The organism is Microbacterium sp. NPDC087592, from assembly GCF_044743585.1.
Taxonomy (GTDB): Bacteria; Actinomycetota; Actinomycetes; order Actinomycetales; family Microbacteriaceae; genus Microbacterium.
On sequence record NZ_JBIUWT010000001.1, the window covers coordinates 1,531,133 to 1,544,936 of the forward strand.

The 13,804-nt window shown below is 68.4% G+C and carries 11 protein-coding genes and 1 tRNA gene; 9 read left to right on the top strand and 3 right to left on the bottom strand.

Translation table 11 applies throughout. The features are described 5' to 3' along the window. Window positions 1-153: 153 nt before the first annotated feature. On the bottom strand, window positions 154-1,569 hold the full coding sequence (locus ACIOTO_RS07205; protein WP_400857228.1) for an MFS transporter: 1,416 nt from the start codon (window positions 1,567-1,569) through the stop codon (window positions 154-156). Window positions 1,570-1,673: 104 nt separating this feature from the next. Here ACIOTO_RS07205 and ACIOTO_RS07210 point away from each other — a divergent pair, with 104 nt between their 5' ends. Further along, window positions 1,674-2,690 carry a LacI family DNA-binding transcriptional regulator gene (locus tag ACIOTO_RS07210; protein ID WP_400857230.1) on the top strand — a complete coding sequence of 339 codons (1,017 nt, stop codon included), beginning with the start codon at window positions 1,674-1,676 and terminating at the stop codon, window positions 2,688-2,690. Between the two features lie 3 nt (window positions 2,691-2,693). On the opposite strand, the gene ACIOTO_RS07215 is transcribed toward ACIOTO_RS07210, so the two are convergent. After that, the gene (locus tag ACIOTO_RS07215) at window positions 2,694-3,626 is read right to left on the bottom strand and encodes a nucleoside hydrolase (RefSeq protein WP_400857232.1); all 933 of its coding nucleotides are present in this window, start codon (window positions 3,624-3,626) and stop codon (window positions 2,694-2,696) included. Window positions 3,627-3,738: 112 nt separating this feature from the next. Here ACIOTO_RS07215 and ACIOTO_RS07220 point away from each other — a divergent pair, with 112 nt between their 5' ends. Continuing rightward, a complete protein-coding gene (locus ACIOTO_RS07220; RefSeq protein ID WP_400857233.1) occupies window positions 3,739-4,587 on the top strand; it encodes a ribokinase in 849 nt (282 codons plus the stop codon). Window positions 4,588-4,692: 105 nt separating this feature from the next. Here the strand turns inward: ACIOTO_RS07220 and ACIOTO_RS07225 are convergent. After that, a tRNA-Leu gene (locus ACIOTO_RS07225) sits at window positions 4,693-4,775 on the bottom strand. Window positions 4,776-4,919: 144 nt separating this feature from the next. Between ACIOTO_RS07225 and ACIOTO_RS07230 the strand changes: the two genes are divergently transcribed. The 7 genes from ACIOTO_RS07230 to pknB are packed head-to-tail and all read left to right on the top strand — an operon-like array spanning window position 4,920 to window position 13,786. Next, window positions 4,920-5,645: a DUF3662 and FHA domain-containing protein gene (locus tag ACIOTO_RS07230; RefSeq protein ID WP_262002438.1), complete on the top strand. Its 726-nt coding sequence runs from the start codon at window positions 4,920-4,922 to the stop codon at window positions 5,643-5,645. Next, window positions 5,642-6,163: an FHA domain-containing protein gene (locus ACIOTO_RS07235; RefSeq protein WP_400857235.1), complete on the top strand. Its 522-nt coding sequence runs from the start codon at window positions 5,642-5,644 to the stop codon at window positions 6,161-6,163. The genes ACIOTO_RS07230 and ACIOTO_RS07235 overlap by 4 nt, the downstream gene beginning before the upstream one ends. A gap of 7 nt (window positions 6,164-6,170) precedes the next feature. After that, window positions 6,171-7,475, top strand: coding sequence for a PP2C family serine/threonine-protein phosphatase (locus tag ACIOTO_RS07240; RefSeq protein ID WP_029264173.1), 1,305 nt, complete (start codon window positions 6,171-6,173; stop codon window positions 7,473-7,475). Next, entirely contained in the window at window positions 7,472-8,857 is a 1,386-nt protein-coding gene (locus ACIOTO_RS07245) for an FtsW/RodA/SpoVE family cell cycle protein (RefSeq protein ID WP_029264174.1), read from the top strand. Before ACIOTO_RS07240 ends, ACIOTO_RS07245 begins: the two co-directional genes overlap by 4 nt. After that, window positions 8,854-10,308, top strand: a complete 1,455-nt coding sequence (locus tag ACIOTO_RS07250; protein WP_029264175.1) for a penicillin-binding transpeptidase domain-containing protein — start codon at window positions 8,854-8,856, stop codon at window positions 10,306-10,308. The genes ACIOTO_RS07245 and ACIOTO_RS07250 overlap by 4 nt, the downstream gene beginning before the upstream one ends. Further along, window positions 10,305-12,050: a protein kinase domain-containing protein gene (locus tag ACIOTO_RS07255; protein ID WP_372467780.1), complete on the top strand. Its 1,746-nt coding sequence runs from the start codon at window positions 10,305-10,307 to the stop codon at window positions 12,048-12,050. Before ACIOTO_RS07250 ends, ACIOTO_RS07255 begins: the two co-directional genes overlap by 4 nt. A gap of 44 nt (window positions 12,051-12,094) precedes the next feature. Then, the gene (gene pknB / locus ACIOTO_RS07260; protein WP_105711472.1) at window positions 12,095-13,786 is read left to right on the top strand and encodes a Stk1 family PASTA domain-containing Ser/Thr kinase; all 1,692 of its coding nucleotides are present in this window, start codon (window positions 12,095-12,097) and stop codon (window positions 13,784-13,786) included. Window positions 13,787-13,804 lie beyond the last annotated feature (18 nt).

The following is a 13,804-nucleotide window of genomic DNA, read 5'->3' on the forward strand; positions in this document are numbered from 1 at the left end:
CGGGCGAGGTCCGTGCGGACTCGCGGGGCGCGCCCCTATGGACCCGCTCCCTCCCCCGAGAGGCTGCGCATATTCAACCACGCCCACACTTTTTTCGCACCTGATCCGGAGAATATCGCCTGGACTGAAGTGGCTGCCGCGGCATCCGACGCGTCACCTCAGCTCGGCATGCACCGGCTTCGGGATGAACATCGAGAAGATCAGCGCACCGACCAGCACGACGGCTCCGGTGACCAATGCGGCGACGTATCCGGTTCCCGCTCCCGCCGACTCCGAGGCGAACGACGTCTGAGCGGCGTAGATGACGACGAAGCTCAGCCCGGCGCCGAGGTTGATGGCGCCGGTGTTCAGCCCGGGAAGCGACCCCGGGCGCTCCTTCGGCGAGAGCACGACGCCCAGGCCGTTGAGCATGATGTTCCCGATCCCGGCGTAGGTGATGCCGACGGCGACGGAGAGCAGCAGCAGAACGAGGCGTGAGGCGGTCTCGACGTTGGCGACCATGAGCCCGAGCACCACGATGGTGCCGCCGAGGCCGATCCGCAGCATCGTCCGGTAGCCGACGGTGGCGGCGAGTCTGCCGCTGAGCGGACCCATCAGCAGACCGGCGAGGGCGTAGGGCATGAGGATCCACAGCGACACCTCTTCGGCGCTCATCCCGAGGTTCATCGAGGAGTCCTGCGCGAGGGCCGGCACCACGCCGTTCATGATCGCGAAGATCCCGGAGAGGGTGAGGAGTGAGGTGGCGCTCAACGCCCAGGTGGCGCGCTGCTTCAACTGAGGGATCGAGACGAGCGGGTGCTCGATCGTGGCCTCGAGCTTCCAGAAGGCGGCGAACGACACGACGGCGACCACGGCGAGGACGAGCACGAGGATCAGGTCCGCATCGGCGAGCTTTCCGAGCTCGTTCAGGGCGACGAGCATCGAGCCGACGGAGATGACCAGCAGCAGCGAGCCCCACCAGTCCATCCGCGGACGGTCTTCGGCCATCGTCTCGGGGGCGAGGAAGCGCACGACGAGAGCCGCACCGACGGCGACACCGCCCATGGTCCAGAAGATCGAGGCGAAGCCGTGGTTGGTCGCCAGATACCCGCCGAGCAGAGCGTCGCCCCCGGCGATCCCTCCGTTGACCGCGGTCACGACGCCGAGCAGGGTGCCGTAGACCTTCGGATCCGCGACGGCCGCGCGCAACATGATCAGGCACAGCGGAACCACCGGTCCCGACACTCCCTGGATGAGGCGACCGATGAAGAGCATCGGGACGTTGGTGGCGAGCGCCGCGACGACGCAGCCGACCGCCATCACGACGAGCATCCCGACCAAAACCCGTCGGCGCCCGATCAGGTCGCCGAGACGGGGGAGGAAGAGAGTGAACAGCGCGGCAGCCGTGAAGAAGACGGTCTGGGTCGACGCGATCTCGGTGGCGGTCGCGTCGAGCTCACGCTCCATCGTGACCAGCGCCGGGCTCAGCATGCTGGCGTTGAGTTGGAACGCGAGGCATGCCGCGAGGAGCGCGATCATCAGCGAAACCACGCTGGAACGGGTACGAACCGCATCTGTCTGGTTGGTCATTGCTCACTTCTTCGTGTCGATCGTTGGCTGTTCGCGTGCGTAATCCTTTACGCACGTCATATCTTTGAGTCGTGGTGCCACCGGCACCGGGGATGAGGGTCGTGATGAAGAAGGCGTCCGTCACGCTGCATGAGGTCGCGGCCGCTGCCGGTGTTTCCATCGCCACGGTCTCCCGGGCCCTCAACGGCAAGGACCGCGTCTCGGGAGCGACGGCCGAGCATGTCAGGCAGGTGGCCGAGCAGCTGGGCTACCGGGTCAACCTCATCGGCCGCGGTCTGCGCGCGGGCACGGGCGCCACCATCGGCGTGGTCGTCCCCGTCATCAGCAACCCCTTCTACGGTGAGCTCATACACCGCCTCGAGGACCATCTGCAGCGCCGCGGGTTCGACCTCGTCATCGCGGATTCGCACGGAGACGTCGACCGGGAACGCGATCGTCTGCGCATGCTGGTCGAACGGCGCGTGGAGGGCATCTTCGTGGTGCCCTCCGATGCCGAGCTCTCGTTCGAGGCGGTCGCCGACACCGCGCGCAGGGTTCCGCTGGTGCAGCTCGACCGGCGAGTGCTCGATCTTCCGGCGGACTTCGTCGGGGTCGACAACGACGCCGGCATCGACCTCGCCGTCGAGCACGTCACCTCCCGCGGCGCGAAGCGTGTCGTCCTCGTCTCCGGCAACGACGTGACCTCGGTGGGTCGCGAGCGGCGGGCCGCCTTCGAGGCGACGGTGCGCACCCGTGGGCTGCCGCACGAGGAGAGCATCTTCGGCGAATACCTGCTGTCGTTCGGCGAGAGCGCCGCGGAGGCGCTGCTGGCCCGCGGCCCGCTTCCCGATGCGATCATCGCCGGAGACGACCTCGTCGCGGCCGGTGCCATCGCCGCACTGAAGCATGCGGGGCGGAGCGTCCCCTCCGACGTGCAGGTCACCGGGTTCGACGGCACGATGCTCGCGGATGTCTGCGAGCCTCGGCTGACGACCGTGGTGCAGCCGTTCGACGAGCTGGCGCGCGAGGCGACGGAAGCACTCGTGCGGCGGATGGAAGATCCCGACGCGCCGTACGTGCTCAGCCGTCTCGCGCCGAGTCTGCGCGTGGCCGAGTCCACGACGCCCGCCGCGCCGCGCTGAGCATCAGGCCAGCGCGCCGACAGCATCCGTCACCAGGTCCCAGAACTTCGGCACGTCGAGGGTGATCGCGACGTCGGTGTTCGGCTCCTTGCCCAGCATGTCGTGCAGGTCGACGCAGGTCGCACCGGCCGTGAACTCGCCGGTCGTCTCGATGTCGACGTGGCAGCGCTGGACCGTGGCGACGGCCCGATCGATCGCGATGGCGACGGTGATGGGATCGTGCAGAGGCCCCTCCGGCATGCCCTCGGCCTTCTCGTAGGTGCTGCAGAAGAAGCGCAGCAGCTCCACTCCGAATGCCGAGGTCTCGTTGCCGACCGCACCGATCCGCTGGATCACCTCTTCGGTGATCAGTGCCTGGTGGGAGATGTTGAGCCCGACCATGGTGAGCGGAACGCCGGATGCGAACACCACGGCCGCGGCCTCGGGATCTGCCCAGGCGTTGAACTCCGGATACGCGCCGACATTGCCGCGGCCGGTCGAGCCGCCCATCCAGATGATCTCCTTGATCTGGGGCACGACCTCCGGATGCTGCTGCAGGAGGAGCGCGATGTTGGTGAGCGGGCCGGTGGGGATCACGGTGATCGGCTCCGGCGAGGCGGCGAGGGTGTCGGCGAGGAACTGCACGGCGTGGCGCGGGTCGAGGGGCACGGTCGGCTCGGGGAGCACCGGTCCGCCGAGCGCGTTCTCGCCGTGGATCCATGCGCCGGGGGTGAGTTCACGGACGAGGGGCTTGTCGGCACCGGCGGCGACCGGCACGTCCGTCACGCCGGCGACGGTGAGTGCGATCCGCGCATTCCGGGTGGTGTGCTCGAGGTAGCCGTTGCCGCCCACCGTCGTCACACCGCGGAGGTCGATGGCGTCGTTTCCGGCCGCGAGCCAGATGGCGAAGACGTCGTCGTGGCCTGGATCGCAGTCGAGAAGGACGGGAATTGTCATGGTGCTCCTTTGCAGGTGTGCGTGCGTAAACGTTTACACTTTCTATCATGAACGTCAAGCCGGCCGCGATTTCCGCGTTCCGATGCCTCCGCTCGATCCGAAAGCTGCTGCCATGACCTCTCCTGCTCTTCCATCCCTCGTCGTCGTCGGCAGCGCGAACGTCGACGTCACCGCGTTCGTCGAACGACTCCCCACTGCCGGGGAGACCGTGGCCGGCGGGCGACTCTCCCGCGACCTGGGCGGGAAGGGCGCGAATCAGGCCGTCGCCGCCGCGAAGTTGGGCGGAGAGGTCCGGATGGTCGGTGCCGTCGGTGACGATGCCGACGGTTTCTGGACCCGCGCGGAGATGAAGCGCGCCGGAGTGGATGTCGCCGACCTGCGCACGGTGGATGACGCCACCGGCACCGCGCTCATCGTCGTCGACGCGGATGCCGAGAACCAGATCGCGGTCTGCCCCGGCGCCAACGACCACGTCTCGCTGGACGGCGTGACCTTCGGCTCAGACGAGGCCGTGCTCATGCAGTTGGAGATCTCGCTCGCGGTGGTCGAGGAGGTCGTCGCCTCGGCGGAGGGATTCATCGCACTCAACGCCGCGCCCGCCCAGCCGTTGCCCGAGGCTCTGCTGCGCCGGGTCGACTTGTTCATCGTGAACGAGACCGAGCGCGAGCTCATGCCCGAGCTGGCCGAGGCGGAACTCGTCGCGGTCACCTACGGCGCGGCCGGCGCTGCGCTGTATCGCCGTGGCGAGGAGATCGCCCGGGCCGACGGCGTCCCCGCCGAGGCCGTCAACACCGTCGGTGCCGGTGACGCCTTCTGCGCGGCGCTCGTACTCGCGCTGCGTGCCGGGCACGCACCCGCCGATGCGCTGGCCGCCGCTTGTGCGGTGGGATCCGCGGCGGTGTCGCACCTGTCGTCCCAGCCCCCGTTCGAGCACCTGAGCCGGTATCTTCCGGGGGCCTGAGCGACGCCCGGAGAAGGAGAAGGCCCGGTGTCCTCAAGGGAACCGGGCCTTCTTCAGAATGACAGAAGGCCGAACCCTGTGGGCCCGGCCTTGTGTCATTCGCTGTGCGCGAGGGGGGACTTGAACCCCCACGTCCTTACGGACACTGGCACCTGAAGCCAGCGCGTCTACCATTCCGCCACTCGCGCGAGTGTCTCGTTCCGAAGAACTCAACTTCCCAAAGATATCACGCGATTTCACCCCCTGATGCACGCCTCAGACCCCGATCGGCGGCGTTCCCCCAGGTCACCTGGCTACGATGTGTCTACCGGTCGGCATGCCAGAGGAGCCCAGTGGGACTACTTGACAGCTTTGAGAAGGGTCTCGAGCGCGCAGTCAACAGCGCGTTCGCGAAGACCTTCCGCAGCGGCATTCAGCCGGTGGAGATCGCTTCGGCGCTCCGTCGCGAGGCCGACACGAAGGCGGCGGTCGTGAGCCGCGATCGCATCATCGCGCCGAACAGTTTCGTCGTGCGCCTCAGCCCGGACGACGCGGAGCGGATGCGCGGACTCGGCGGCGCCCTCACCGACGAGCTGCTCGCTCTGCTGACCAAGCACGCCAAGGCACAGGGCTACAGCTTCTCCGGCCCGCTGTCGATCAACCTCGAAGCTGACGAGAAGGTCGCCACGGGAACCGTGCGCGTGAACTCGGGCACGGTCGAGGGCCGGGTGAGCTGGCAGGCCGTGGTCGACGTCGACGGCCGTCGTCTCTCGATCAACCGCGCCCGCACGGTCATCGGCCGGGGGACGGATGCCGACATCACGATCGCGGACGCCGGATCCAGCCGCAAGCACGCCGAGATCCTGTGGGACGGCGAGCGCGCCATGATGCGCGACCTGGGCTCCACGAACGGCACCAAGGTCAACGGCCAGAAGCTCCGCGAGGCCGCCCTCCCCACCGACACGACCATCACCATCGGACGTACCGACCTGGTGTTCCGGATCGTCCCCGTGGCCAGCCCGTCGCGTCCTGCGCCCCGCGGCGACGACGCCACCCGAGCGTTCGGAGCCCTCGGTTGAGTGAACTGATCCTCCTCCTGCTCCGCATCGGGTTCCTCATCCTGATGTGGTTCTTCGTGTTCGGCGTCGTGTACTCGCTCCGCGCCGACCTCTTCGGCGTCCGTGTGCGCAAGCTCCCCGCCGAGGCGACCGCCGGCGCTGCCGCTCCCGCAGCAGCACCGGCAGCGGCCCCCGCGGCGAAGCCGTCATCCGCACGCTCCTCGACCGGACCGGCGACCGTCGCCACCGCCAAGCGCCTGGTCATCACGTCCGGGCCCAAGGCCGGCCTCGAGCTGCCGCTCAGTGCCGACTCGCTCACGATCGGCCGCTCCAGCGAGTCGGCCCTCGTGATCCGTGACGACTACACGTCCAGCCACCACGCCCGCCTGATGCTGCGCGGCGACAGCTGGGCGATCCAGGACCTCGACTCGACCAACGGGACCTTCGTCGCCGGCCAGCGCGTGTCGGCCTCACCGGTCGCCCTCTCGCTCGGCACCCCCATCAAGGTGGGCGCCACGACCTTCGAGCTGCGAGCCTGACCCCGGCATGGTCTTCGAAGGCTCGAGCGTCGCGATCTCCCACACCGGGAAGATCCGCTCCAACAACCAGGACTCCGGCTATTCCGGAGCGAACCTGTTCGCCGTCGCCGACGGCATGGGCGGCCACGCCGGTGGAGACGTCGCCTCGAGCATCGCGATCCAGCGGCTGCAGCCCCTCGACCAGGGCTACTCCTCGGTCGAAGACGCGCAGGCCTCGCTGCAGGCCGCCGCGACGACCGCCGCGGGAGACCTCATCCGCGCCGCGAAGGAGCGTCCCGAACTCGCCGGCCTCGGCACGACGGTCAGCGCGATCATCATGGTCGACGAGTACGCGGTCATCGGCCACATCGGCGACTCGCGCATCTACCTGTACCGCGACGACGCGCTGACCCAGATCACGGCCGACCACACCTTCGTGCAGCGCCTGGTCGACTCCGGTCGGATCACCCCGGAGGAGGCGCGCTACCACCCGCGGCGCTCGGTCCTCATGCGGGTGCTCAGCGACATGGATGCCGACCCCGAGCTCGACATGTTCGTCATGCACACGCAGCCCGGCGACCGGTGGCTGCTCTGCTCCGACGGGCTCTCCGGAGTGGTCGACGAGACTCGCATCCTCAAGGCGATGCAGCTCGGCGTCGCCCCCGGCCGCACGGCGGACTACCTGCTCAAGCAGGCACTCGACGGAGGCGCTCCCGACAACGTCACGATCGTGCTGGTCGACGTCGGCGGGCAGCATCCGATCCACTCCGGCACCCCCACGATCGTGGGCTCGGCCTCGAACCCCGACGGCGTCTACGTGCCGCCGGTGCGCCCGCCGCGCGGAAACTGGCTGCACCCGGTTCGGCAGGCCGCGAACGAGCCCAGCCACTTCGAGCCCGCCCCCGAGTATCTCGAGGAGCTCATCGAAGAGGATCGGCGTCGCGCGAAGCGCCGCCGGGCGGGCTGGATCGCCGGCGCACTCCTGGTCGTCGCGATGCTGGTCGTCGCCGCCTTCGCCGCGTACAGCTGGACCCAGACGCGCTACTTCATCGGCGCCGACGACGACAGCGTCGTGATCTTCCAGGGTGTGCAGCAGAACATCGGCCCGATCACGCTGTCGACCCCGATCGAGGACACCGACATCCTCCTCGCGAACCTGCCGCAGTATCAGCGGGCATCCGTCGAACGCACGATCAATGCGCGCTCGCTGGCCGACGCGATGGCCATCGTCGACCGTCTGCGGGCGGGCGCCGACGCGAACGTGATCGAGCAGACACCGCTTCCCACCCCGCTGCCGACGCCGAGCGCGACCCCCGCGGGGGGTGAGGGATGAGCACCGACGTGCAGGCGGACACCACCGTCATCAAGGCCCTCAAGCGACTCCGGATGCCGCAGACGCAGCGCAACCGCGAGTTCTGGCTGCTGCTGTTCGCTTGTGCGATGAGCGGCGCCGCGCTCACTCTCGTCCAGCTGGGCGCACTCGGCGTGATCGACCCGATGATCCTCGCGATCGGCGGCGGTCTCGCGGCCCTCGCCTTCGCGCTGCACATCGTGCTGCGTTTCGTCGCCGCCGATGCGGATCCGTTCGTCGTGCCCATCGCGACGCTGTTGACCGGCCTCGGCATCGCGATGATCTACCGCATCGACATCGCCTTCAAGAACACCGGCTGGGACGCCTACTCCACGAAGCAGCTGGCCTGGACCGCGATCTCCCTCGCGGGCGCCATCGCGGTCGTGATCCTGCTGCGCAACTATCGGATCCTGTTCCGGTACACCTACATCTTCGGTCTCGCCGGAATCCTGCTCCTGCTGCTGCCGTTCGTGCCCGGCCTCCGCATCGACGACGCGAACGCGGCCGTCTGGGTGTCGCTGGGCGGCGTCTTCGCCTTCCAGCCCGGCGAGCTCGCCAAGATCTGCCTGGCGATCTTCTTCGCCGGCTACCTCGTACGCACCCGCGAGAGCCTCACGTCGGTCGGCAAGAGGGTTCTCGGCATCACCTGGCCCCGCATGCGGGAACTGGGACCTGTCCTCGTGGTCTGGCTCATCTCGCTCGGGATCATCGTCTTCCAGCGCGATCTCGGCACCGGAACCCTGATCTTCGGCATGTTCGTCGCGATGCTCTACGTCGCCACCGGGAAGACCAGCTGGGTCCTCATCGGCCTGGGCCTCGTGGTCGCCGGCGTGGCACTCGCGACGCAGATCCTCAGCTACGTGCAGGGTCGCTTCATCAACTGGCTGTTCCTGTTCGACGCGAACCAGGTCGACCCCGACGGAGCGGGTTATCAGCCCATGCAGGGCCTGTTCGGGCTCGCCCGCGGCGGACTCATCGGCACCGGCTGGGGCCAGGGACGCCCCGAGGTCACGCCGCTCGCGCACAGCGACTACATCATCACCAGCCTCGGTGAAGAGCTCGGCCTGATCGGGCTGTTCGCCATCCTCTGCCTCTACATGGTCTTCGTCAGCCGCGGCATGCGCATCGGTCTCGCCGGTCAGGACGACTTCGGCAAGCTGCTCGCCACCGGCCTCTCGTTCACCATCGCGCTGCAGGTGTTCATCATGGTCGGCGGCGTCACCCGGCTGATCCCGCTGACCGGCCTGACCACCCCGTTCCTCGCCGCCGGCGGATCGTCGCTGGTGGCCAACTGGCTCATCGTGGCGCTGCTGCTGCGCATCTCCGACGGCGTCCGCCGCCAACCGAGGGTCGTGATCGGATGACCAGAGAGCTCCGCCGCCTCAGCATCGTGATGCTGTTCATGTTCATCGCGCTCTTCGCCGCGACCAGCTGGATCCAGGTGGTCGAGGCCGATGCCCTCGCCCAGAACAGCAACAACAAGCGCACCCGCCTCGACAGCTACGAGATCCAGCGCGGCGCGATCATCGTCGACGGCGCCACCATCGCCAACTCGGTGCCCAGCGACGACAGGTACCAGTTCCAGCGCGTCTACACGGATGCCGCGATGTGGGAACCGGTGACCGGCTACTTCAACGCGGCACTCGATTCGCGCACGGGTATCGAACGCGCCATGAACGCCGAACTCTCCGGCACGGGCGCCAATGCCCTGCTCGCCGAGGTCGAACGCATCATCTCCGGCCAGCCCCAGCGCGGGTACAGCGTGGAGCTGTCGCTGAACACGGCGGCTCAGCGCGCCGCCTATGAAGCACTCGGCGGGCTGCAGGGTGCCGTCGTCGCGATGGAACCGAAGACCGGACGCATCCTCGCCATGGTCTCCACCCCGGGTTTCGACACGAATCAGATGGCGACGCACGACGCGGACGCGGCGAACGCCACCTACGACCAGCTCGCCGCCGACCCCGGCAAGCCGCTGTCCAACCGCGCGATCGCCGGCGACCTCAACCCGCCGGGATCGACGTTCAAGGTCGTCGTCGCGGCGGCGGCGTACGCCAGCGGGAACTGGACCCCGCAGTCGACGCTGCCCAACCCCATCTCGTACACCCTCCCCGGCTCCTCCAATCGGGTGTCGAACGCCTGGGGCGGCAAGTGCGGGCCGGGCGCCACGGTCACGATCGCTGAGGCCATCCGGCTCAGCTGCAACATCCCGATGGCGGAGCTCGCCGTCGAGCTCGGCGACGACACGATCCGCGAGATGGCCGAGAAGCTCGGTTTCAACAAGTCCTTCGAGACTCCGCTGGAATCGACCCCCTCCAGCTACCCCCGCGCCCTCGACGACGCGCAGACCGCACTCACCGGATTCGGCCAGGGCAAGGTCACCGCGACCCCCCTGCAGATGGCGATGGTGTCGGCCGGTCTCGCGAACGACGGCGTCGTGATGAATCCCCGGATGGTGGATGCCGTGATCGGGAACGACCTGTCGGTGATCGAGGCCTTCCAGGACAGCGAGTTCGGCCGTGCGATGGAGGCCGATGTCGCCGACGACGTGACCGCGTCGATGGTGGCCAGCGTCGCTACGGGCGCGGCCCAGGGTGCAAGAATAGACGGGATCGACGTGGCCGGTAAGACGGGCACCGCAGAGAACGGAAACAGGCCGCACACGTTGTGGTTCACCGGCTTCGCGCCGGCGGACGACCCCGCGGTCGCAGTAGCGGTCGTCGTCGAAGACGGCGGCGGACAGGGACAATCAGGCAGTGGCGACACCATCGCCGCTCCGATTGCGAAGAAGGTCATAGAGGCGGTGCTGGGCAGATGAGGCCGACGCAGGGTGTGTCGTTCGGTGGTCGTTACGAGCTGCAGTCGCGTATCGCGATCGGTGGCATGGGCGAGGTGTGGGAAGCGACGGATCACGTCATCGGACGTACCGTCGCGATCAAGATCCTCAAGGACGAGTACATGGGGGACCCCGGGTTCCTCGAGCGGTTCCGTGCAGAAGCGCGGCACGCTGCTCTCGTGAACCATGAGGGCATCGCCAGCGTCTTCGACTACGGCGAGGAGAACGGCAGCGCCTACCTCGTCATGGAACTCGTGCCCGGCGAGGCTCTCTCGACCGTGCTCGAGCGCGACGGTGCGCTCAGCGCCGACAAGACGCTCGACATCGTGGCCCAGACGGCATCCGCTCTGCAGGCCGCGCACGCGGCCGGTCTCGTGCACCGCGACATCAAGCCGGGAAACCTGCTGATCACGCCCGACGGCCGCGTCAAGATCACCGACTTCGGCATCGCCCGCATCGCCGATCAGGTTCCGCTGACGGCGACCGGCCAGGTCATGGGCACCGTGCAGTACCTGTCTCCCGAGCAGGCATCGGGTCACCCGGCGTCTCCCGCCACCGACACCTATTCGCTCGGCATCGTCGCGTACGAGTGCCTGGCAGGCAAGCGTCCGTTCACGGGCGAGTCGCAGGTGGCGATCGCGATGGCACAGATCAACGAGCAGCCGCCGCCGCTGCCGCCGACCGTGCCGATCCCGGTGCAGAACCTCGTCATGGCGATGATCGCCAAGAAGCCCAGCGACCGCCCCTCGTCGTCCGCGACGGTGGCCCGCGCAGCGCAGGCTCTTCGTCGCGGCGACCTGAACTCCGCGGCCATCGCCGTTCCCGCGATCGCGACCGGGGGTATCGCCGGCGATGACGATGCGACGCGCATGCTCACGGCGTCCGGAGACGACGGCACCACCCGCATCCTTCCCACCACCGCTCAGCTCCCGACGGAGGACGCGGCGGCGGACGAGAAGAAGAAGAAGAAGAGCCCGTGGACCTGGCCGCTGATCGCGCTGATCGCCCTGCTGGTGATCGTGCTCGGCGGAGCCGTGTGGGCGATGCTGATGAACCAGGGCGACCCTGACGCCAAGCCGTCGGATTCGCCCTCTCCGTCGCAGTCACAGTCGCAGACACCGCCGCCGGCGACCACCCCGCCGCCCGAGGTGGTCCGCGTCGACGTGACCGCGTTGGGCCTGGTGAACATGGACTGCGGCACGGCCACATCCACGCTCAAGGAGGCCGGTTTCACGGGCGAGATCACCTGCCCCGAGGGCGACCCGGCCCCGACCGACGGCGACGTCGGCAAGGTGTACCGTGTCGTCCCCTCCGGCAACGTCGAGACGACGCAGCCGATGACCCTCACGATCTACGCCGCGCGCGCAGCCCTGCCGACCCCGACCGACACCCCGACCATCACGGGTGACCCGATCGCCGGCAGCACGGTCACCATCTCCTGGGGCACCGGGTTCACGTGCCCGAGCGGCACGACGCTCTCCGGATACGTCGTGTCGCTCCAGAACGGCACGTTCGTGTCGGGCGGGCCGAACTTCCAGCCGACGCAGCGGAACACGCAGATTCAGGTGGCTGATGCCGCGGGCCAGCAGCTCATCGTCACGTACCAGGGCATGTGCTCGGGTGGCGACCAGCGCACGTCGTCAGCGTCGCCGCCGCTCTCGGTTCCGATCGTCGCCGCGACCGACCCCGGCGAGGGTGACGGAGGCGGCGGCACCGAAGGGTAGCCTTTAATCCAGCTCAGCCGCAGTCGTTTTCCAGGGGGTAGTACGTGTCCACAGAGCCACGAGTCATCGCGGGTCGATACCGCGTCGACGAGCTCATCGGGCATGGCGGAATGGCCAAGGTCTATCGCGGATTCGACCTGACGCTCGGCCGTGAGGTCGCGATCAAGATCCTCGATCCCGACCTCGCTCGCGACACCGCCTTCCGCACCCGGTTCCGGCTGGAGGCGCAGGCGGCGTCCCGCATGTCGCACCCCTCGATCGTCCGCGTGTTCGACGCCGGCGACCCGTCGTCGAACGACCCGTCGTCCGACGAGCCGCCGTACATCGTGATGGAGCTCGTCAAGGGCACGCTGCTGAAGAAGATCATCGCCGACGGCCCGGTGCCGGTCGAAGACGCGGTGCGCTACGTCGACGGCATCCTCGAGGCGCTCGACTACTCGCACCGCGCGGGTGTCGTCCACCGCGACATCAAGCCCGGCAACGTCATGGTGACCGACAAGGGCCAGGTCAAGGTGATGGACTTCGGCATCGCCCGAGCCGTCTCCGACTCCTCGTCGACCGTGGCGGAGACCACCCAGATCATCGGCACGGCCGCCTACTTCTCTCCGGAGCAGGCCAAGGGCGAGCCCGTGGATGCCCGCGCCGACCTGTACTCGACCGGTGTCGTGCTGTACGAGCTGCTCACCGGCCGCCAGCCGTTCCGTGGCGAGTCGCCGGTGGCCGTCGCCTACCAGCACGTCAGCGAAACCCCGATCCCGCCGACCGAGGTGAACGAGGACGCGCCGGGCGCGCTCGACCCGATCGTCCTGCGGGCCCTCGCGAAAGACCCCTATCAACGGTACCCGGATGCCGCGCACTTCCGTGCCGCCCTGGACGCCGCCGTGACCGGAAGCGCGCCGACCCGCAAGCAACTGGGTGCGCTGACGAGCGAACTGTACGGTCCGAGCCCGCGGCAGGCGCAGGAGACAGCACGTTCGCTGCGCCAGCTCAGCTCCGACACCACCATGACCCGCACCCAGTCCGGCCCTCCGGTCGCCTGGATCTGGGCCGGTGTCGCGCTGCTCGCGGTGCTGTTGGCATCCGTGCTGTTCTGGGTGGTCACGATCAGCATGCGTCCGCCCGAGGTTCCGAGCACCTCGCGCATCATCCCCAATCTCGTGAACGTGTCATCCGAGCGCGCGCAGGACGACCTCGCCAAGCTCGATCTGACCGCGAAGATCGTGATCGAGTCGAGTTCCGAGATCACCGAGGGCAACGTCATCCGCACCGACCCCGAGGCAGGAGTCTCGGTGGAGGAGGGCTCGACGGTCACCGTGCATGTCTCCTCGGGCGTGGAGACCGTGGTGGTGCCGAAGATCGAAGGCATGGGCCTCGAGGATGCCACCAAGGCACTGAAGGCCGCCGGCCTCGAACTCGGGACCGTCATCCAGCGCAACGACAAGGGTCTGGCCGCCGGCACCGTGATCTCCGCCAGCGAAGCGGCAGAGACCGAGGTCGCCCCCGACACCGTCGTCAATCTCGTCGTCGCCAGCGGCAAGGTGACGCTGACCGATCTCGTCGGGTGGACCGTCGAGGCCGCGACGACGAACCTCACCGACCTCGGTCTGACTCCGGAGCCGGTGGAAGAGGCGGATTGCGCTCCCACGGAACCCCCGACCGTGCACTCGATGTCGGTCGCACCGGGTGACGTGCCGATCGGATCACCGGTCGAGCTTCGCTACTGCGCCGCGCCCTGAGTCTCTCGTGACGTGAAT

Coding starts and splice junctions, on each gene's coding strand:
- ACIOTO_RS07250 (WP_029264175.1), top strand. CDS start 8,854: ATGACCAGAGAGCTCCGCCGCCTCAGCATCGTGATGCTGTTCATGTTC.
- ACIOTO_RS07215 (WP_400857232.1), bottom strand. CDS start 3,626: ATGACAATTCCCGTCCTTCTCGACTGCGATCCAGGCCACGACGACGTC.
- ACIOTO_RS07220 (WP_400857233.1), top strand. CDS start 3,739: ATGACCTCTCCTGCTCTTCCATCCCTCGTCGTCGTCGGCAGCGCGAAC.
- ACIOTO_RS07255 (WP_372467780.1), top strand. CDS start 10,305: ATGAGGCCGACGCAGGGTGTGTCGTTCGGTGGTCGTTACGAGCTGCAG.
- ACIOTO_RS07240 (WP_029264173.1), top strand. CDS start 6,171: ATGGTCTTCGAAGGCTCGAGCGTCGCGATCTCCCACACCGGGAAGATC.
- ACIOTO_RS07245 (WP_029264174.1), top strand. CDS start 7,472: ATGAGCACCGACGTGCAGGCGGACACCACCGTCATCAAGGCCCTCAAG.
- ACIOTO_RS07210 (WP_400857230.1), top strand. CDS start 1,674: ATGAAGAAGGCGTCCGTCACGCTGCATGAGGTCGCGGCCGCTGCCGGT.
- ACIOTO_RS07205 (WP_400857228.1), bottom strand. CDS start 1,569: ATGACCAACCAGACAGATGCGGTTCGTACCCGTTCCAGCGTGGTTTCG.